This window comes from Mucilaginibacter sp. SJ (assembly GCF_028993635.1).
Lineage (GTDB): Bacteria > Bacteroidota > Bacteroidia > Sphingobacteriales > Sphingobacteriaceae > Mucilaginibacter.
Map to the genome: position 1 here is coordinate 5,797,056 of NZ_CP118631.1, position 15,779 is coordinate 5,812,834.

Annotated in this window: 10 protein-coding genes and 1 pseudogene; 10 read left to right on the plus strand and 1 reads right to left on the minus strand. The window is 42.1% G+C overall.

Translation table 11 applies throughout. The features are described from left to right. Positions 1-10: 10 nt before the first annotated feature. From fucP to MusilaSJ_RS24010, 7 genes are all read left to right on the plus strand, one after another. Positions 11-1,243, plus strand: a complete 1,233-nt coding sequence (fucP, locus tag MusilaSJ_RS23980; protein WP_274987292.1) for an L-fucose:H+ symporter permease — start codon at positions 11-13, stop codon at positions 1,241-1,243. Beyond that, positions 1,243-3,144, plus strand: coding sequence for an alpha/beta fold hydrolase (locus MusilaSJ_RS23985; RefSeq protein ID WP_274987293.1), 1,902 nt, complete (start codon positions 1,243-1,245; stop codon positions 3,142-3,144). Before fucP ends, MusilaSJ_RS23985 begins: the two co-directional genes overlap by 1 nt. A 14-nt stretch (positions 3,145-3,158) precedes the next feature. Next, positions 3,159-5,090: a glycoside hydrolase family 127 protein gene (locus tag MusilaSJ_RS23990; RefSeq protein WP_274987294.1), complete on the plus strand. Its 1,932-nt coding sequence runs from the start codon at positions 3,159-3,161 to the stop codon at positions 5,088-5,090. A gap of 1 nt (position 5,091) precedes the next feature. Beyond that, the gene (locus MusilaSJ_RS23995) at positions 5,092-5,379 is read left to right on the plus strand and encodes a hypothetical protein (RefSeq protein WP_274987295.1); all 288 of its coding nucleotides are present in this window, start codon (positions 5,092-5,094) and stop codon (positions 5,377-5,379) included. Positions 5,380-5,404: 25 nt separating this feature from the next. Beyond that, a complete protein-coding gene (locus MusilaSJ_RS24000; protein ID WP_274987296.1) occupies positions 5,405-8,224 on the plus strand; it encodes an endo-acting ulvan lysase-like protein in 2,820 nt (939 codons plus the stop codon). Positions 8,225-8,258: 34 nt separating this feature from the next. Beyond that, positions 8,259-9,881, plus strand: coding sequence for a hypothetical protein (locus MusilaSJ_RS24005; RefSeq protein WP_274987297.1), 1,623 nt, complete (start codon positions 8,259-8,261; stop codon positions 9,879-9,881). A 336-nt stretch (positions 9,882-10,217) separates the two neighbouring features. Further along, positions 10,218-11,489, plus strand: a complete 1,272-nt coding sequence (locus tag MusilaSJ_RS24010; protein WP_274987298.1) for an alginate lyase family protein — start codon at positions 10,218-10,220, stop codon at positions 11,487-11,489. A gap of 105 nt (positions 11,490-11,594) precedes the next feature. Here the strand turns inward: MusilaSJ_RS24010 and MusilaSJ_RS24015 are convergent, their stop codons facing one another. After that, positions 11,595-12,161, minus strand: a complete 567-nt coding sequence (locus MusilaSJ_RS24015) for a GNAT family N-acetyltransferase (protein ID WP_274987299.1) — start codon at positions 12,159-12,161, stop codon at positions 11,595-11,597. Positions 12,162-12,735: 574 nt separating this feature from the next. Between MusilaSJ_RS24015 and MusilaSJ_RS24020 the strand changes: the two genes are divergently transcribed. The 3 genes and pseudogenes from MusilaSJ_RS24020 to MusilaSJ_RS24030 form a co-directional block, all read left to right on the plus strand. Next, positions 12,736-13,608 carry a hypothetical protein gene (locus tag MusilaSJ_RS24020; RefSeq protein ID WP_274987300.1) on the plus strand — a complete coding sequence of 291 codons (873 nt, stop codon included), beginning with the start codon at positions 12,736-12,738 and terminating at the stop codon, positions 13,606-13,608. Continuing rightward, complete coding sequence (locus MusilaSJ_RS24025) at positions 13,593-15,272, plus strand: hypothetical protein (protein ID WP_274987301.1); 1,680 nt, start codon at positions 13,593-13,595, stop codon at positions 15,270-15,272. The genes MusilaSJ_RS24020 and MusilaSJ_RS24025 overlap by 16 nt, the downstream gene beginning before the upstream one ends. Positions 15,273-15,351: 79 nt before the next feature. Next, positions 15,352-15,762: pseudogene (locus MusilaSJ_RS24030) on the plus strand (ISL3 family transposase); the annotation flags it as partial. Positions 15,763-15,779 lie beyond the last annotated feature (17 nt).

Here is a 15,779-nt window from a genome sequence, read left to right on the forward strand (position 1 = left end):
TAATAACAATATGACCAATAAACCAGCTTTTACCGAGAAAAAATTCATCGTAACCTTTGTATTTGTAACCTCGCTATTTTTAATGTGGGGCTTACTGCATTCCATGAGCGATATCCTGAACAAGCATTTTCAAAATGTGCTTAACCTCTCCAAATCCCAATCCGGCTTAATCCAGTTCTCCGTGTTTGGGGCTTATTTTATTATGAGTATTCCCGCAGGATATTTTTTAAAGAAGTTTGGCTATAAACCGGGTGTAATCCTGGGGCTTATTTTATTTGCCTCTGGCTTATTCCTGTTTGTGCCTGCGGCCAACGCGGCTTCATTTACTTTTTTCAGGATTGCTTTATTTATTATGGGCTGCGGTATGGCTACTTTAGAAACTGTTGCTCATCCATTCGCGGCTGCCCTGGGTGATCAGCGCCGGAGTGACCAGCGGGTAAATTTTGCACAAACCTTTAACGCAATAGGTACTATGATTGGGCCTGCTATTGGCTCTTATTTTTTGTTTGGACGGCATAACGTTCATTCAACTGACCTAACTTCAGTAAAAACACTCTATGTAGCTATCGGCTGTGTGATTATACTCATAGCGGTGGCTTTTATGTTTTTAAAAATTCCGGTTTTAGCTGATCCGCATGCAGAAATATCAACAATTGACCCGGACGCCGTTAATATAGATGTTGAACCTTCAAAAAAACTATATCAGCATTCGCATTTTGTATGGGCGGTTGCAGCCCAGTTTTTTAATGTGGCAGCACAGGCCGGCACCTGGGCATATTTTATCAACTACGGTGTGGATATTATGCATTTCAGTAATGAAAAGGCCGGCTACTTCATGATTGTTTTTATGGGGATGATGGCGCTGGGGCGTATTGTGGGCACCTCGTTAATGACCTATGTAGCGCCCAATAAATTATTAGCGGCATTTGCCTGCGGTAGTATCTTAATGTGCCTGGTCGTTGCGCAAAGTTTGGGCTGGACATCATACATCGCCCTGCTGATGATCAACTTCTTCTTTAGCATTATGTTCCCTACCATTTTTAGTTTGGGGATCAAAAACCTGGGCGGCCACGTGCAACAGGCTTCATCCTTCATAGCAATGGGCGTAGTGGGTGGCGCTGTATTTCCAATGGTTATGGGGCTGATAGCCAACCAAAGTGTCGCTCACGCTTACTATCTGCCGATTATATGCTATGCAGTGATCTTTTTATTCGGCGCTAAATTTTATAAAGTTAAGCATTAATGAAAAGCATCCGGATAATCATATTAACCTTCATGCTGGCCACTGCTGCCGCACTTGCATCTGCCCAGATGAAAGCAAAAGCGCCCGTCGTTTATGATTTTTCGTATCTGGACAGGAAGATAGGTGGTTGGGTTGATAGCGGCTATTACAAAGGTGCATCCATAATTATTGTTAAGGATGATGAGGTGATCCATCAAAAATATTTTGGCAATTATACCCCGAAAACAGTAGCTTATATAGCATCGGCAGGCAAATGGCTTGCTGCTGCTACTATAGCTGCCATAGTTGATGAGGGTAAATTATCATGGGATGATCAGGTTAAAAAGTGGCTCCCCGAATTTAAAGATCAAAAAGGGGAGGCTACTTTAAGACAGCTGTTTTCGCATACCGCCGGTTACCCTGATTATCAGCCGGAAGGCAGGCATTCTGATAGTTATCAAACGCTAAAAGAATCGGTGGCTCATATCGTTGACCTTCGGGCCGACACGGCTCCCGGTACTAAATTTAAATACGGGGGCCTTGCCATGCAGGTAGCCGGCCGTATGGCCGAATTAGCCACAGGTAAGGATTGGGAAACGATCTTTCAGGAAAAGATAGCAAGACCCTTGGGTATGCAACTAACGCATTTTACGCCTGTAAGCGATGTTGGCGGTCAAAACCCTATGCTGGGTGGCGGAGCAAGAGCATCATTGGATGATTATGCTCATTTCTTAAATATGATTATCCATAATGGGGTATATCAAGGTAAACGCATCCTATCCGCAAAAGCTATACAGGACATGCAGGCAGACCAGGTTGGGAATGCTAAAATGACCGACCCCTATGTTGAAAACACCCGGGCCAGCGACCGAAAAGATATTTATGGACTTGGCGAATGGCGGGAGGAAGTTGACGCCAAAGGTAACGCCACACTGATCAGTAGCCCAAGCTGGGCGGGGGCATATCCATGGATTGATAAAAAAAATCATGTTTACGGCTTTATGCTTGCCCGTGTAGCCGAAATGAAAAACGGTTTCAATTCGTTTTTAGGTAGCCCCGTGCTACCCTTGTTGGTAAGGGATGTGTTGGCTCAGGCGAGCATGGGTAATGTAAAACACGGTTACATCACCATGCAGGATGGCGCTAAACTGTATTATGAAGAAACCGGTAAAGGCGAGCCGTTGATCCTTCTCCACGGCCATTCATTTGACTGTACAGAATGGGACCCACAGTTTTTTAAACTGGCTAAAAAATACAGGGTGATCCGGTACGACTTGAGGGGTTATGGCTGGTCATCGATGCCCTCTGAAAATCAGAAAGCCCTGCATGCCGATGATCTGAAAGCCCTGATGGATCAGCTGCATATTGCAAAAGCGCATATTGCAGGGTTGTCGTTAGGGGGATTTATTGTTACAGATTTTTTGGCACTGTATCCCGGTCGCCTACTTTCTGCAACGGCAGCCAGCGGCGATTTTTTTGATGTTGCCGGCCCCAGTCATCCATGGACTGCTGAAGAGGCCGAAACTCAACGTGAAAAGATCAAAGCATGGCAAGCCAAAGGTATCCAGCTCAGTAAACAGGAATGGTTTAACAAACTAACCAAACGCAATGGTAAAAATATTGAAAGTTTGAGGCAGCCCGTCTGGAACATGATCTACAAATGGGATGCGTGGCAGCCCCAGCACCTTGAGCCCCGGTTTTTATTAGGCAATGAGGCGGAACCCCGGTTAAGGGCACAGAAAATAACCATTCCGGTAATGGTACTTACCGGCGATGCAGACGCGAATGTCCCCAATAAGTTGTTAAAAGTGGTGCCATCAGCTAAGCAAATGATCGTCCCCCATGCCGGCCATGTTAGTAACATGGAGAACCCCGAGGGTTTTAACGAAAAGCTACTGGCTTTTTTAAATACGATAGATTGAAAAAGATGAAAAGAATGAACAGGTTCCTTGTGATAGGATTGCTGATGTTGCCCCTTGGGGTATCGGCCCAATACATAGGGCAGCACCAATCTCAAATAAAAATAGAACCTAAGATAGCTATCAAAGCGTACAGTTTCGATTTGAAGGATGTAAAACTGCTTGATAGCCGCTTTAAAGATAACATGGACCGCGAAGGCGAATGGATGCTATCCTTACCTGTAGAGCGGTTATTGCACAGTTTTAGGGTTAATGCAGGCATGCTCACGGATAAAAAGAGCAGTAAAACGAAAATGCCCGCCCCGCTTGGCGGTTGGGAAGCCTTGGATATGGAACTGCGCGGCCATAGTATAGGCCATTTACTATCTGGTTTATCCTTCCAATATGCAGCTACAGGTAACGCATCTTTTAAACTAAAGATCGACAGTCTGGTTGCCGGGCTTGCTGAGGTGCAGGCTGCTCTCAATGAAGATGGTTATTTAAGCGCTTTCCCGCAAAACTACATCGACAGAAATATTAAGGGTAAAAGTGTTTGGGCACCCTGGTATACCCTGCATAAAATAGCTGCCGGTTTAATTGATGCCTACTGGTACTCAGGCAATACGCAGGCGCTTGATGTGGTAAGTAAAATGGCATTTTGGGCTTACAAAAAAATAACGCCACTGAGTGAGGATCAGCTGGCCCTGATGCTCAGGAACGAGTTTGGCGGCATGAATGAAGCCTGGTATAATCTGTATTCTATCACGGATAATCCGGAGCACAAAAAACTTGGCGATCTGTTTTATCACCATGCCGTGCTTGATCCATTGGCTGCCGGGGAGGACAAACTCAACAAAATGCACGCCAATACGGTTATTCCAAAAATAACGGGTGAGGCCCGTGCTTACGAATTAACCGGGGATACAAGGGACAAAACTATCGTAACTAATTTTTGGGATAATGTGATCCATAACCAAACTTATGTTATAGGCAGCAATAGCGATAAGGAACACTTCATTGAGCCTGGCAAGATTTCAAAATTTATAACCGGCTACACCGGCGAAACCTGCAATACCTACAATATGCTTAAGGTAACACGTCACTTGTTTACATGGGATGCCGATGTGAAATATGCCGATTATTATGAGCGGGCTTTGTACAATCATATTTTGGGCCAGCAGGACCCCAAAACGGGTATGGTATGCTATTTTACACCTTTAAAAGCCGGAGCTTTCCGCTTGTACAGTACCCGGGATAGTTCATTTTGGTGCTGTGTAGGCTCGGGGTTCGAGAGCCAGTCAAAATATGGGGAGGCAATCTATTATCATAATGATCAAGGCGTTTTTGTAAACCTGTTTATTCCATCGGTATTAACCTGGGAAGAGAAGGGATTGAAATTAAGGCAGCAAACTACTTATCCCGAAGATGCAACCACGAGCTTGATAATAGATTCGGCAGGTGCAGAAAGTTTAGCTCTTTATATCCGTTATCCGGGTTGGGCACGCAGCGGGGGTAAAGTTACAATAAACGGTAAAAACGTAAAAGTTAATCATGCGCCGGGAAGCTACATTACCCTAAACCGGAAATGGGAAGTGGGGGACAAGGTAGAAATAACCTACCCGATGGCATTACATCTGGAACCAACGCCCGATGATCCTAAAATAGCCGCTGTAATGTATGGACCGATAGTGCTGGCAGGTGAAATGGGGGCCGAAGCAATGCCGGCCCATGCGCCTTATCATGATGCTACTGATCCTTACCAGTATTATGATTATAGCTATAACATCCCTGCAAATCTTGTTCATGGATTGAAGGTCACTAACGAAAATATAGCCGGTTCGATAAAACCGGTTAAAGATGAGCCACTAACTTTTAAAACCACAAGTACAACAAATGGTACACAGGTTATACTCGAACCCTACTATAACCTGCACCGCCAGCGCTATGTGGTTTACTGGGATTTAAATTGATATGAATAACTTAACGATGTATAAAAACGGTTTTAGTAAAGGTTTAATAACGGGGTTGATCCTGATGGCATTTGCCGGCCGGGTCACTGCGCAGGTATCCAAAGTTTGGGTTATCGGACAAGAATTTGTTGCCAAACCTGATAAATGGATCGGTGCCAAAGTGGGGTTGTTTTGTTTCAGCAAACCGATGTACGTATGGGCGGCTACGCGGATTTCGACTGGTTCAGGGTGGATAAGTAGAATGCTGTTTTATAAAGAAAGAAGACTAAATAACAATCATTATGATTAAAAAATATTTACAGAGACAAGGCACGATGACCAAACTTGTTTTATCAGGTTTGTGGCTATGGTTATTTACTATTATCCCTGTAAAGGCGCAACAGATAGATTTATCAGGAGTAAATGTAAAAGGGCATCCGCGTTTGCTTGCAGACGAAAACAACGGCAGGGACAGGCTTAATGCACTTATAAAAAAAGAGGATTGGGCGGCACAAACTTTCAACAGGATCCGGGCTGATGCAGATACTTACGTTTCCCGCTGTCAATCTGATAGCTCATGGATGGTGTCGAGATTGCAGATGTACTGGAAACAGCACGCTACTGATGTTTTTATTAAAAATGGCATTTATGCTTATGCAACCGGTCATGCACCTGTGCCCACCGTAAGGTTTACCGGAACGCGGGACGCAGCAACTCAATACATGCGTCCGAAGCTGGAGGACATCAAACCTTATATGGATGAAGATGGAAAACTGTACCTGCAAAACGGAACTGTGCCCGGCAAACCCTGGGAATGGGTGGAGCAGTCGAAAACCGGAAGGATCATCGAGTCGGTTAACATCGAGATCATTGAAAAGGCCCGGAACGCGGCAATGCTTTATTGGCTTACCGGTGATGAAAAGTATGCTGCGTTTGCCTATCCCATTCTGAACACTTATATAACAGGGATGGGGTACCGAAACGAACCGGTTGATCTTAATCATGGCCATGATCAAACGCTTGTGGGGTTATCAGCTTTTGAAGTGATCCATGAAGATGTATTGGAACCCTTAACTGCCGGTTATGATTTCCTTTTCCCGTATATCAAAAAACATCACCCCGAAAAGCTGCCAATATATGCCGTTACCTTTAAAAAATGGGCCGACATCATTATTAAAAATGGTGTGCCTTTTAATAACTGGGATTTAATAGAAGCCAAATTTGTAGCAGATATTGCCATTGTTCTTGAAAATGATAACCAATATGCCGATAAAAAAGGCTGCCAATACTATCTGGACCAGATCCTTAATAAAACCTATACCCGCCAATGGAGTTTGACCACGTTACTCAAAGGTTATGACCCGGTGACAGCCATCTGGGGCGAGTGCCCCGGCTATTCCCAGAACGTGATTGCTGATTTTACAGGCTTTGTAAACCTTTTTGACCGTACGTTGCATACCGATCTCATCAAACAAATACCGGTTTTGCCAAAAGCTGTACTTGCTTACGCGCAGTATTTGTACCCTAACGGTTATATTGTTGGTTTCGGCGATACCCATTACGGAAAACTTCGAACAGATGCCATATCTGATCTGATCCGCAATGCCCGTGTAAACAACAAGCCGGTCCAGGAGGCTATTTACAGCCGGATGCTAAAAACAATTAATGGCATAGGGCAAAATGAGGGAACTGAAACAGCCGCACGCCCAACCGGTTTTAACGCGCTGTTTGGTAACTCGCCTATTACTATTGCCGACACTGTTAAAGCAGGCACACCGGGCGATTATCTAACGGCAACGTTCTGGTCGCCCAATGTAAGCTGGATAGTACAGCGTAACTGCCTGGATGTAAATACGGGGTTGATGATTTCGCAGGTTGGTTCAAGTGGTAACCATATGCATGCTAACGGTATCGCTATGGAGCTTTATGGAAAAGGGATAGTACTTGCACCGGAGGGAGGTATTGGCGGGAGCTATTTCCAGACTGACTATGCCGAATATTACTCACAGTTTCCGGCGCATAACACCGTGGTAGTTGATGGTATTTCGTCATACCCGGTTATGAAAAGCAATCATCCCTTAAAACTCAATGCCTGCTACCCGCAGTCGGCCCAAAAAGCGGGCTATTTTAAAGGTATCACATTTTCGGATGTTTCCTTTCTTGAGCCCGAAACCAATGCCGATCAAAACCGGCTGATGAGTATTATCCGCACCGGCGATTCAACGGGATATTATGTAGATATCTTTAAATCAAGGCGTAAAGACGGGAAGGATAAATCGCACGATTATATCTACCATAACCTTGGGCAGCAGGTTACTTTATCTGATAATAATAATAAACTGCTGGAGATCCGTCCAACAGAGAAACTTACGTTCGCCAATACGGAACTGGTAGGTTATGATTATTTCTACGATAAAAAATCGATCCGTACCGAACATGATTTTAAAGCACGTTTCAGTTTAGAGATCCCCGGCAAAGAAAACATATTTATGAATATGTGGATGAAAGGTTATGCCGGCAGAGAGGTATTCAGCGTGAAGGCGCCGCCATCAAAAGCCTGGCGCAAAAATGAAATGATACCGGATAGTATTGCCAATATGCCGCTACCTACAGTTGTTGTACGCCAGACAGGCGAAGCATGGAGCAAGCCTTTTGCTGCCATTTACGAGCCATCGGGCGTTGCAAATAACGGAACATCCATGAGGAGTATAGGCTCGTTTGGTAATGAGCCAGGATTTACCGGATTAATTGTCAATAACAAATCCGGGCGGAATGATTACATATTTGCACACGCCGAAACCCGGCAGGTTGGTTTAGAAGATATGCAATTTAAGGGTTTATATGGGGTGATCAGCGTCACGGGTAATAAGCTTCTTCATCTGTTTTTAGGTAAAGGCGTAAGTATAGCTAAAAGCGGCTACGGTTTATCATCTGTGCAGCCGGTATCAGCTGCGTTACGGGTTGAGAAAGATAAATTGTATTTCACTGCTGATCGGACGGTGAAACTTTATTTGCCGGCTAACCTGTTGTCTGCACAGCATAACATTACACTAAATAAGGTGACCATAAAAGGCGAGCCCGTAAATCAAAGCGGTAATAAGCAATGGTGTTTTAATATGCCCGCAAGTGCCGATGCCGAAATTGTATTGAAATAGCATTATGAGAAAATATTGTTACTGTTTTATTCTTTTGAGTGTATTTCTGATGTTGGGTAGGGGGATGGCAAAGGCCGCGGTTTGGCAATGGTCTGTTCGTGTGAAATCGCATGGCACAAATCAGGACCCTTCGAGGGCTTTTTTATGGATAGCACCAGGTTGTAAACAAGTAAAGACCGTCATATTCGCACAGAACAATATGGAAGAGCAATCTATACTTGAAGATCCGGAATTCAGGATGGAAATGGGGAAACTGGGCGTGGCGGAAATCTGGGTTAACCCGGCTTTTAATCTTAAGTTTTTATTTAATGAAGGTGCCGGCGATCAGTTTAATGCGATGGTTAATAATTTGGCTGGTCTCTCGGGATACGATGAATTGAAAACTGCACCGGTGATCCCTATCGGGCATTCGGCAGCGGCAAGCGCGCCTTATTATTTCGGTGTATGGAATCCTTCGCGTACGCTTGCTTGCATCTCGGTAAGCGGGCAATGGCCTTATGTTAGGAATGTTTTTGCCCCTGATATCTGGAGCAAAGATCAAACCCTTGATTATATCCCTTGCCTGGAAACAATGGGCGAATACGAAGCTGCCAATACCTGGAGCGACGAAGGATTAAAGGAACGGCAGGAACATCCGCTGCTGCCGCTGAGCATGCTATCCAGCCCGGCTCAGGGACATTTTGCCGCTACCGGCGAAAAGGTCAAATATTTAGCCTTTTATATTAAAAAGGCTATGCAATACCGGTTGCCTAAAAACATAAAAGTGGGTACCTCGCTGAAATTGATTGATATCGACCCGACAAAAACAGGCTGGTTGGTTGATAAATGGCGCTATAACGAATTGCCTACTGCCGATGCCGCGCCTGTAGGCAGCTATAAGGGTGATGTTTCAAAGGCCTTTTGGTATTTTGATGAGGAAACGGTAAAAGTAACAGCAGCATACCAGGCAAAACATCGCAATCAAAAGCCACAGCTGATAGGCTATGTACAACATGGCCAAATGGTTGAACAGCGCAATACGCATCAGCAGGTAAACCTGAAGTTTGAACCTGCTGAAGATGGAATTACGTTTACACTTCATGCTGCCTTTTATGATACTGTGCCTGGGGGAAGCCCGCGTTTACCTGTTTGGTCTGATAGGCTGGTTGGTTCTTCTATAGGGCACGCCGCCGGAAATACTCCTATTGCTATCAACCGGATCACCGGCCCGGTTATTAAGTTAAATGATTCAACCTTCAGGTTAAATCCGCAAGCAGGTTATTGGGAAAATCCGCATAGTTATGAATTATGGTTTGCTGCTACCCATCCGGGCGATGCTGAATATAAACCTGCTGTACAGCAATCGCTGATGATTGTGCCTCCACGCAATACAATGGGGCGGGAGCAGCATATTACATTTTCGCCGATACCGAATCAAAAGCAATATGCCAAAGGAATAAAATTGCTTGCAAGTTCAGATGCACATGTACCGGTAGGCTTTTATGTTTTAGAAGGCCCTGTCGAATTATCAGGCAATACATTAAATATTGCGGCTATTCCGCCGCACAGTCGTTTTCCTGTAAAAGTTACCGTAGTGGCATGGCAGTATGGCAATAGCCATGAACCAAAACTGCAAACAGCCGTACCTGTAGAACAATCTTTTTTTATTGAAAAATAGTTTAAACACTTAAAATATTAACCGTGGTTGTGTTTATTATATCTAAATCAATATGTATCACTTAAACCCAACGCCAATGAAATAAATACACTTTAACCTCGGTAATTGATTCGAAGATGAATCGGTTATGCTCCTGCGCGGTATAAATTCTTCTTATTATACCCCTAAAACTGACTGCCAATTATCAGTTAAAATCAATGTTTAATAAAAATGTTTGACAGGCTGAATCAGCGTGACAGGCGGTCTATTGCCTTGAGCGAAGGAATTGCCACTGAATAGTTGGAAAGGACTAAAATCTTACTAATTACATTTTACCAATTTAAATTTTACGAAATTATGAGAAAAGCTTTGTTTTATGCATGTATTATTATGCTTGCAACGTTTATCGGTTGCTCTAAAGAAAAAAAAGGCCTGGCATCAGCTAATACAACTGATGAGTCAAAAAATGGCAAGTTGAAAACTTCAACGATCGATTTTATACATCCGGGAACGGTATTAACCAAACCGCAAATGCAGTACGCTTATGCCCAGGCCATGGCTAATGTGGAACCCTACAAAACAACCTTTGCTAACTTTCAAAGCAACTATGCTACATTTTTATCCAGTAGTTATGCGCCACATGCGCACGCCCAGGTAGGCCGTAATTTATATAAGAGTGACTACGAAAATGATGCGATGGCTATGTTCGTCAACGGAGTAATGTGGAATATGACAGGGCAAACCCAATATGCAGATAAGGTTATTCAACTGCTTGACGCATGGGCATCAACCTGTACGTCTATTCAATATCCTGACAATGACTGGCAATTATGTAATGGTTACGGCTTGCATTTTATGATTTATGGGGCAGATATGGTTTACAACTATTCTGGTCTTACCTCAGCAAAGAAGACCAGCTATAAAAACCTCTTCAAGATATTTTATAATTACTATGCTGCGTACGCTACAACGTATAGCAAAACAGCGCCCTTTGTGGTGGCTGGGTGGCCATCATGGGGATCAAGCGCAGGTAAATTTATAATGGCATACGGTATTTTCTGCGAGAGCCAGACAGCATATAACCTTTCCCTGGAGTATTTTAACAGAACTGCCGCTAATGGTGCCGATAATGGTACAAACGTAACTGCATTTTTATCTACAGGTCAGCCGGTTGAAGGTGGCCGTGATCAATATTATACGCAATTATGTTTAGCCAGTTTCCTTGAGTGGGCTCAGATGGCTTACAACCAGGGCGATAAGTCACTTTATGATGCGCGCAGCGGGGTGATTGGCAAGGCTATGGAATATACAGCTAAGTATAACCTTGGCAACAGCGTGACCTGGGACCCTGTAACCCCCGCAACGCCGATATGGCAGGTTACACCTCCAATTGCTGCTATTTCATCATCTAATCGTGGTAATTATCGGCCTATCTGGTATATGGCCTACAATTACTACCATCGCTACAGGGGACTGAGCATGCCCTATACTGAGCAGGTGATGGCAGGTCAGGTAAACGAAGGTACGACAGCGACAATCACAGATGAGGTTGGATATGGTAGCTTATTCTACTGCAACACCTCACAAACAGTGGTTGCGCCTTCCTATACCTGGAATGGCATTTATTGAGTTTTACTTTTCTTATACGCCGGACCAAACTTGAGCCCGGCGTTTCTTATGTTTATATCTCCTATATTATCCGCTATTTGGTGTTATAAAGTCACCGCTTGTGTACTACTTTTTTAAAAAATACAAAGTGTAGGTAAATTCCAATTGATCATATATGGTAAAGCCGAAATGTTTATACCATAGTAAATTTTGCAGCACAGAAGTTTCGAGGAAAACCGGCAAGCCCTTTTCGTCAGCAAGATTTATAACCTCGTTAAGAAGCCCGCTGCCAGTTCCCTTATGCTGTTCGGCTGGGTCAACGCCTATAAACCAGAGATAAATCATAGGCTGTTTTAGCTGTTTTTCTTTGATTCGGGCTTCCCGATGCAAGACTGTTTTTATCCTCCTTACGCCAATAGCATGAAGTATAAGCTTCACATCAAGCCAGATTGCTTTTAATGTTATTCGCTTATCCTGCGGATACAAGGTAAGGGCACAGGCTTTTCGGTTATCTGATAGCCAGACCTTTCCGAACATCAGACACATTTCAAAAGAGTAATCCATCAAGGCAGCGATTCGTTTTAATCGCTTACTGTCCTGGCGAATAATATAATTGACACTTGGATTGTCATTAAATGAACCGCTAAGTATTTCTACAATTAAATCTTTGTCAGTAGCTACAGCTTTAATCATAATATAATAATTTCTATTTGCTTTTTATATCCGGCGGAGCATAATTATGGTATTAAACAATTTATTATTAATTGTATTTAAGATATAATGTTTTTTCATAAGATTATTTTATTGCATCATAACTATAGCGCAAAAAACAGCCTGATCAAGCCCGTAGAATTATCCAAAGAAGTGCACATTGGCAATCTAAAACACACCGTCTATAGTAATATTTTTTATTTAACCCATTGAATATCTATACTTTATTATTAATTTAGTACAAGCAATTCTAAACCTTTAATATGAAAAAAGACCAACTCAACGGCACTTAGCATGGACGATATCAGCTGTTCTACCAGTGCCTTTATCTATCGGCAACAAGATCAGAAAAAGGCCTGATCAAATTCTCCGGCAAAAAATGTGTACGAATTTGTCAAATATTTAAATTATAGCATTCGCATTTTGCGATAGGATTTTACGATAGTATTTAAAACCTATGTTATCCAATTAAAATATTAAAGATGATCCTATTCCATCCATTATTCCTGGGCAGTTGATCTGTGTTTATCAATAACCACTTAAATTATTATTTTTTATGGAAGGAATACCCGATTTAGTTAAGGTAATTTCAAAAGTCAATTCCATTTGGACAATAGCTGCGTTCACAATTTGCGCTATATTAATGGCTTTTAAATTTGCTGGGAAAGCCCCAAAGGAGGGACCTGGTATCAAGATATTCTATACCTGTGTTGTCCTGATTTTTCTAATTGGTATAGCTCCGATTATTGCCAATTTTTTTAAAACTGAAGACAAGCCTTATACATTCTCTATAGATGTAACAGATACATCTGGTGTGCATCCGGACATTTCCGACCTATATTTTACCTCAATTCCCAGCGCGCCTTCGGTCATTACAGCTGGTATAAGGAAATTTACTTTACAAAAAAAAGAAGTTGATGACACCATTATAACTTTTACTGCACAAACAGGCAACAAGCAATCGGTGGGAAAGTTATCAATCAATTTTAAACCTGAAAAGTCCGATTATTCTGGCACAATCACGCTAAAGACCATTGGACGTGGTCCGGCGGGCGGCGCTCCAATTAGCCCCCCGCGACGAAAAACCTTTTCCATGAACTTCGATAATCCATCTATCAGGCGCTCCATTGAGCAGGCAAATTTTTCTTTTAACACCGGGGTTGCAGATTATAAAATTACTATTTCCTATAATAAAGACAGAATTATTGAAAATTCAGATGCCGGGACCTTTAAACTTGAGGAGTGCTACCCGGAGATTTTGGTTAATGATAATCCATGCACTACTATTAATGAATATAAAATACCCGGCACTTTTTGGGTGAAAAATAAAGGTCAGATACTTTCTTACGCAAGACAAAAACTAATGGAGATACCTGAAGTCTACATATCAAATAAAACCAAGAACATCTTATCATGCTTACCAAAGTAGTATTTTATATCATTGGGCTAATATTCTTAACGAATATTGTGGTTTGCCATGCCCAAAAACGGAATAATCAAAAATCTCTGCCAAAACACCCAATTGTTAATGGATTGCTGTATGTGTGGGATTCCAAGTCAAAAGACTATCTTCTACCTTACATCGAACAGAAACTAAAAAATCTGCGGTATCCGGGAAAGCCGCAAAAACTTTTTGACAGCGTCGCCAGCTTGAACACATTAACTCAAAGCTCAAGCATTGAAGGTTCTATCATATCGAGTTTGATTGAAAACCAAGCAATTAAAGATCCCGGTATTGTAGGTCCCCAAAAGGTGCAGGAATACAAAAACTATTTGAGTTACATTAATATTTTTCAATCCGTTTTACTCATTAAAACGAATGAATTCAGAAATTTGATTGAGTTTCAATTTACATTATACAAGGAATTTAAGTTGAATGAAGGATTAACCTATAATACAAGTGCCAGCGTATTTATCGACCCTCAGAAACCACACTATCAAGCCGATATTATCCGGTCTCTTCAACAAGTGTTCGTTCAGGCTGCAACGCTACCACAGTTCACCATGAAGTCGAACTGTATGAAAGTCGATGAGCGATATTATTTGTCGACTAAAGATTCCATTGTATTTGAGCCATTAGTGACTGATGATAATCCGGAGGACGACAGAATTTATTTTTGGTCGCAAAAAAACAAGGACTCTTCGGATTACATAAGTTTATCAAAATCAGCAAAAAAACAAATCCTGAGAAACTTAAATAAAGGAGACTACACGTTAATGTTTTCGTTGACGGATGGCATCAGTAATTCTAAAGAGGAAGCTTTTCATATTAGTGTCTATGTCCCGCCTAAAATTCACGCGAAATATGGCGATGGCGACTATTATTATCCGGGTGATAATCAGTTAATTGTGCAAAGATATTTATCTACGCGCTACAGGGTGAGGTTGGCCTCCAGGATGAAAATATTTGTCAATCCTGCTGACTTTGAAGGAGATGTCAATCTTTCTTATAATATCATAGATGAAAATGGCAAGGCAACCTTTCAAAACAAGACAGTACCCTTGCCTAACGCCGGACAGATTGATATGGATAATTTTTTCATGGTCCACCCATTAACTAATAACGAATATTATACAATAGGACGTCTTCGCTCCGGCAATTATTCATTCGCCTTTCAGGCATTTGACAAAAGAATTAAAAGCGACACCTTTATACAAGAACTATCAGTCATTCAAAAAAGACCGATTGGATTTATTGTCGATGAATTTATTGCGCCCGTAAAAAGCGGGCGTCCATTCAATTCACCTTTTAATCTTTCATTTGGCATAAATCTAAAATTGGATAAGGCAATATCGATGACAGTGACTGAGGGAAGCAATCTAACTGGCACAACGGGAAATAGTCCATTTTCACGTTATTATTCAAACATCCTTCTGAATTTCATAGAACAAAATGACAATTATGGAATAGGAGCAGGCGTAATTTTTCCTACAACGCGAATACCAAACTTCGGTACTGCGATAGGAGGAAAAATATTTGTGAAATTGCTTAGTAGATATCATGGAGATTTTGGTGTAGGGTTAAGCTATTATTCGAATTTAGAGCACGAGCGAATATTTGGACTACATGTTTACCAGATATTTTCCTTGTAGGATATCTAAGTAGCACTCTTCCGTGGATATTACTGTATGAAAACAAAAAACCAAGCTCAGTAATGGCGATACTTTAAAACAATTACTCGCCCGAAGCAGATACTTGCTGTTCAAGCATCGATCTAAATGGACGCTATCACAGAAGGAGAGAGCTGATCTGCTTTTTTCAAGATATCCGGAACTGCTCAAAGCTTATAATCTTGCTATCAGCTTAGGTAATATGTTCACCAATTGTAAAACCAAAGTAATCGCCTTTAAAAGACTGGCTATATGGTATAATGAGGTGGAAGACTCTGGTATTAATGCTTTTAAAACCGTTGCAAGGTCCGTTCAGCAACATTATGAATCTATCTTGAACTTCTTCGATAACAGAAGTACAAACGCATCTGCAGAATCTTTCAATGCTAAAGTTAAAGCTTTCAGAGCTACTCTCAGAGGTGTAAGAGATACTTCATTCTTTCTATTCAGACTTGCTAAAATCTATGCTTAAACTTTCATCCCCCCAAC

Excerpts from the sequence above, each read along its gene's own strand:
- fucP (WP_274987292.1), top strand. The coding sequence starts at position 11 with ATGACCAATAAACCAGCTTTTACCGAGAAAAAATTCATCGTAACCTTT.
- MusilaSJ_RS23985 (WP_274987293.1), top strand. The coding sequence starts at position 1,243 with ATGAAAAGCATCCGGATAATCATATTAACCTTCATGCTGGCCACTGCT.
- MusilaSJ_RS23990 (WP_274987294.1), top strand. The coding sequence starts at position 3,159 with ATGAACAGGTTCCTTGTGATAGGATTGCTGATGTTGCCCCTTGGGGTA.
- MusilaSJ_RS23995 (WP_274987295.1), top strand. The coding sequence starts at position 5,092 with ATGAATAACTTAACGATGTATAAAAACGGTTTTAGTAAAGGTTTAATA.
- MusilaSJ_RS24000 (WP_274987296.1), top strand. The coding sequence starts at position 5,405 with ATGACCAAACTTGTTTTATCAGGTTTGTGGCTATGGTTATTTACTATT.
- MusilaSJ_RS24010 (WP_274987298.1), top strand. The coding sequence starts at position 10,218 with ATGAGAAAAGCTTTGTTTTATGCATGTATTATTATGCTTGCAACGTTT.
- MusilaSJ_RS24015 (WP_274987299.1), bottom strand. The coding sequence starts at position 12,161 with ATGATTAAAGCTGTAGCTACTGACAAAGATTTAATTGTAGAAATACTT.
- MusilaSJ_RS24020 (WP_274987300.1), top strand. The coding sequence starts at position 12,736 with ATGGAAGGAATACCCGATTTAGTTAAGGTAATTTCAAAAGTCAATTCC.
- MusilaSJ_RS24025 (WP_274987301.1), top strand. The coding sequence starts at position 13,593 with ATGCTTACCAAAGTAGTATTTTATATCATTGGGCTAATATTCTTAACG.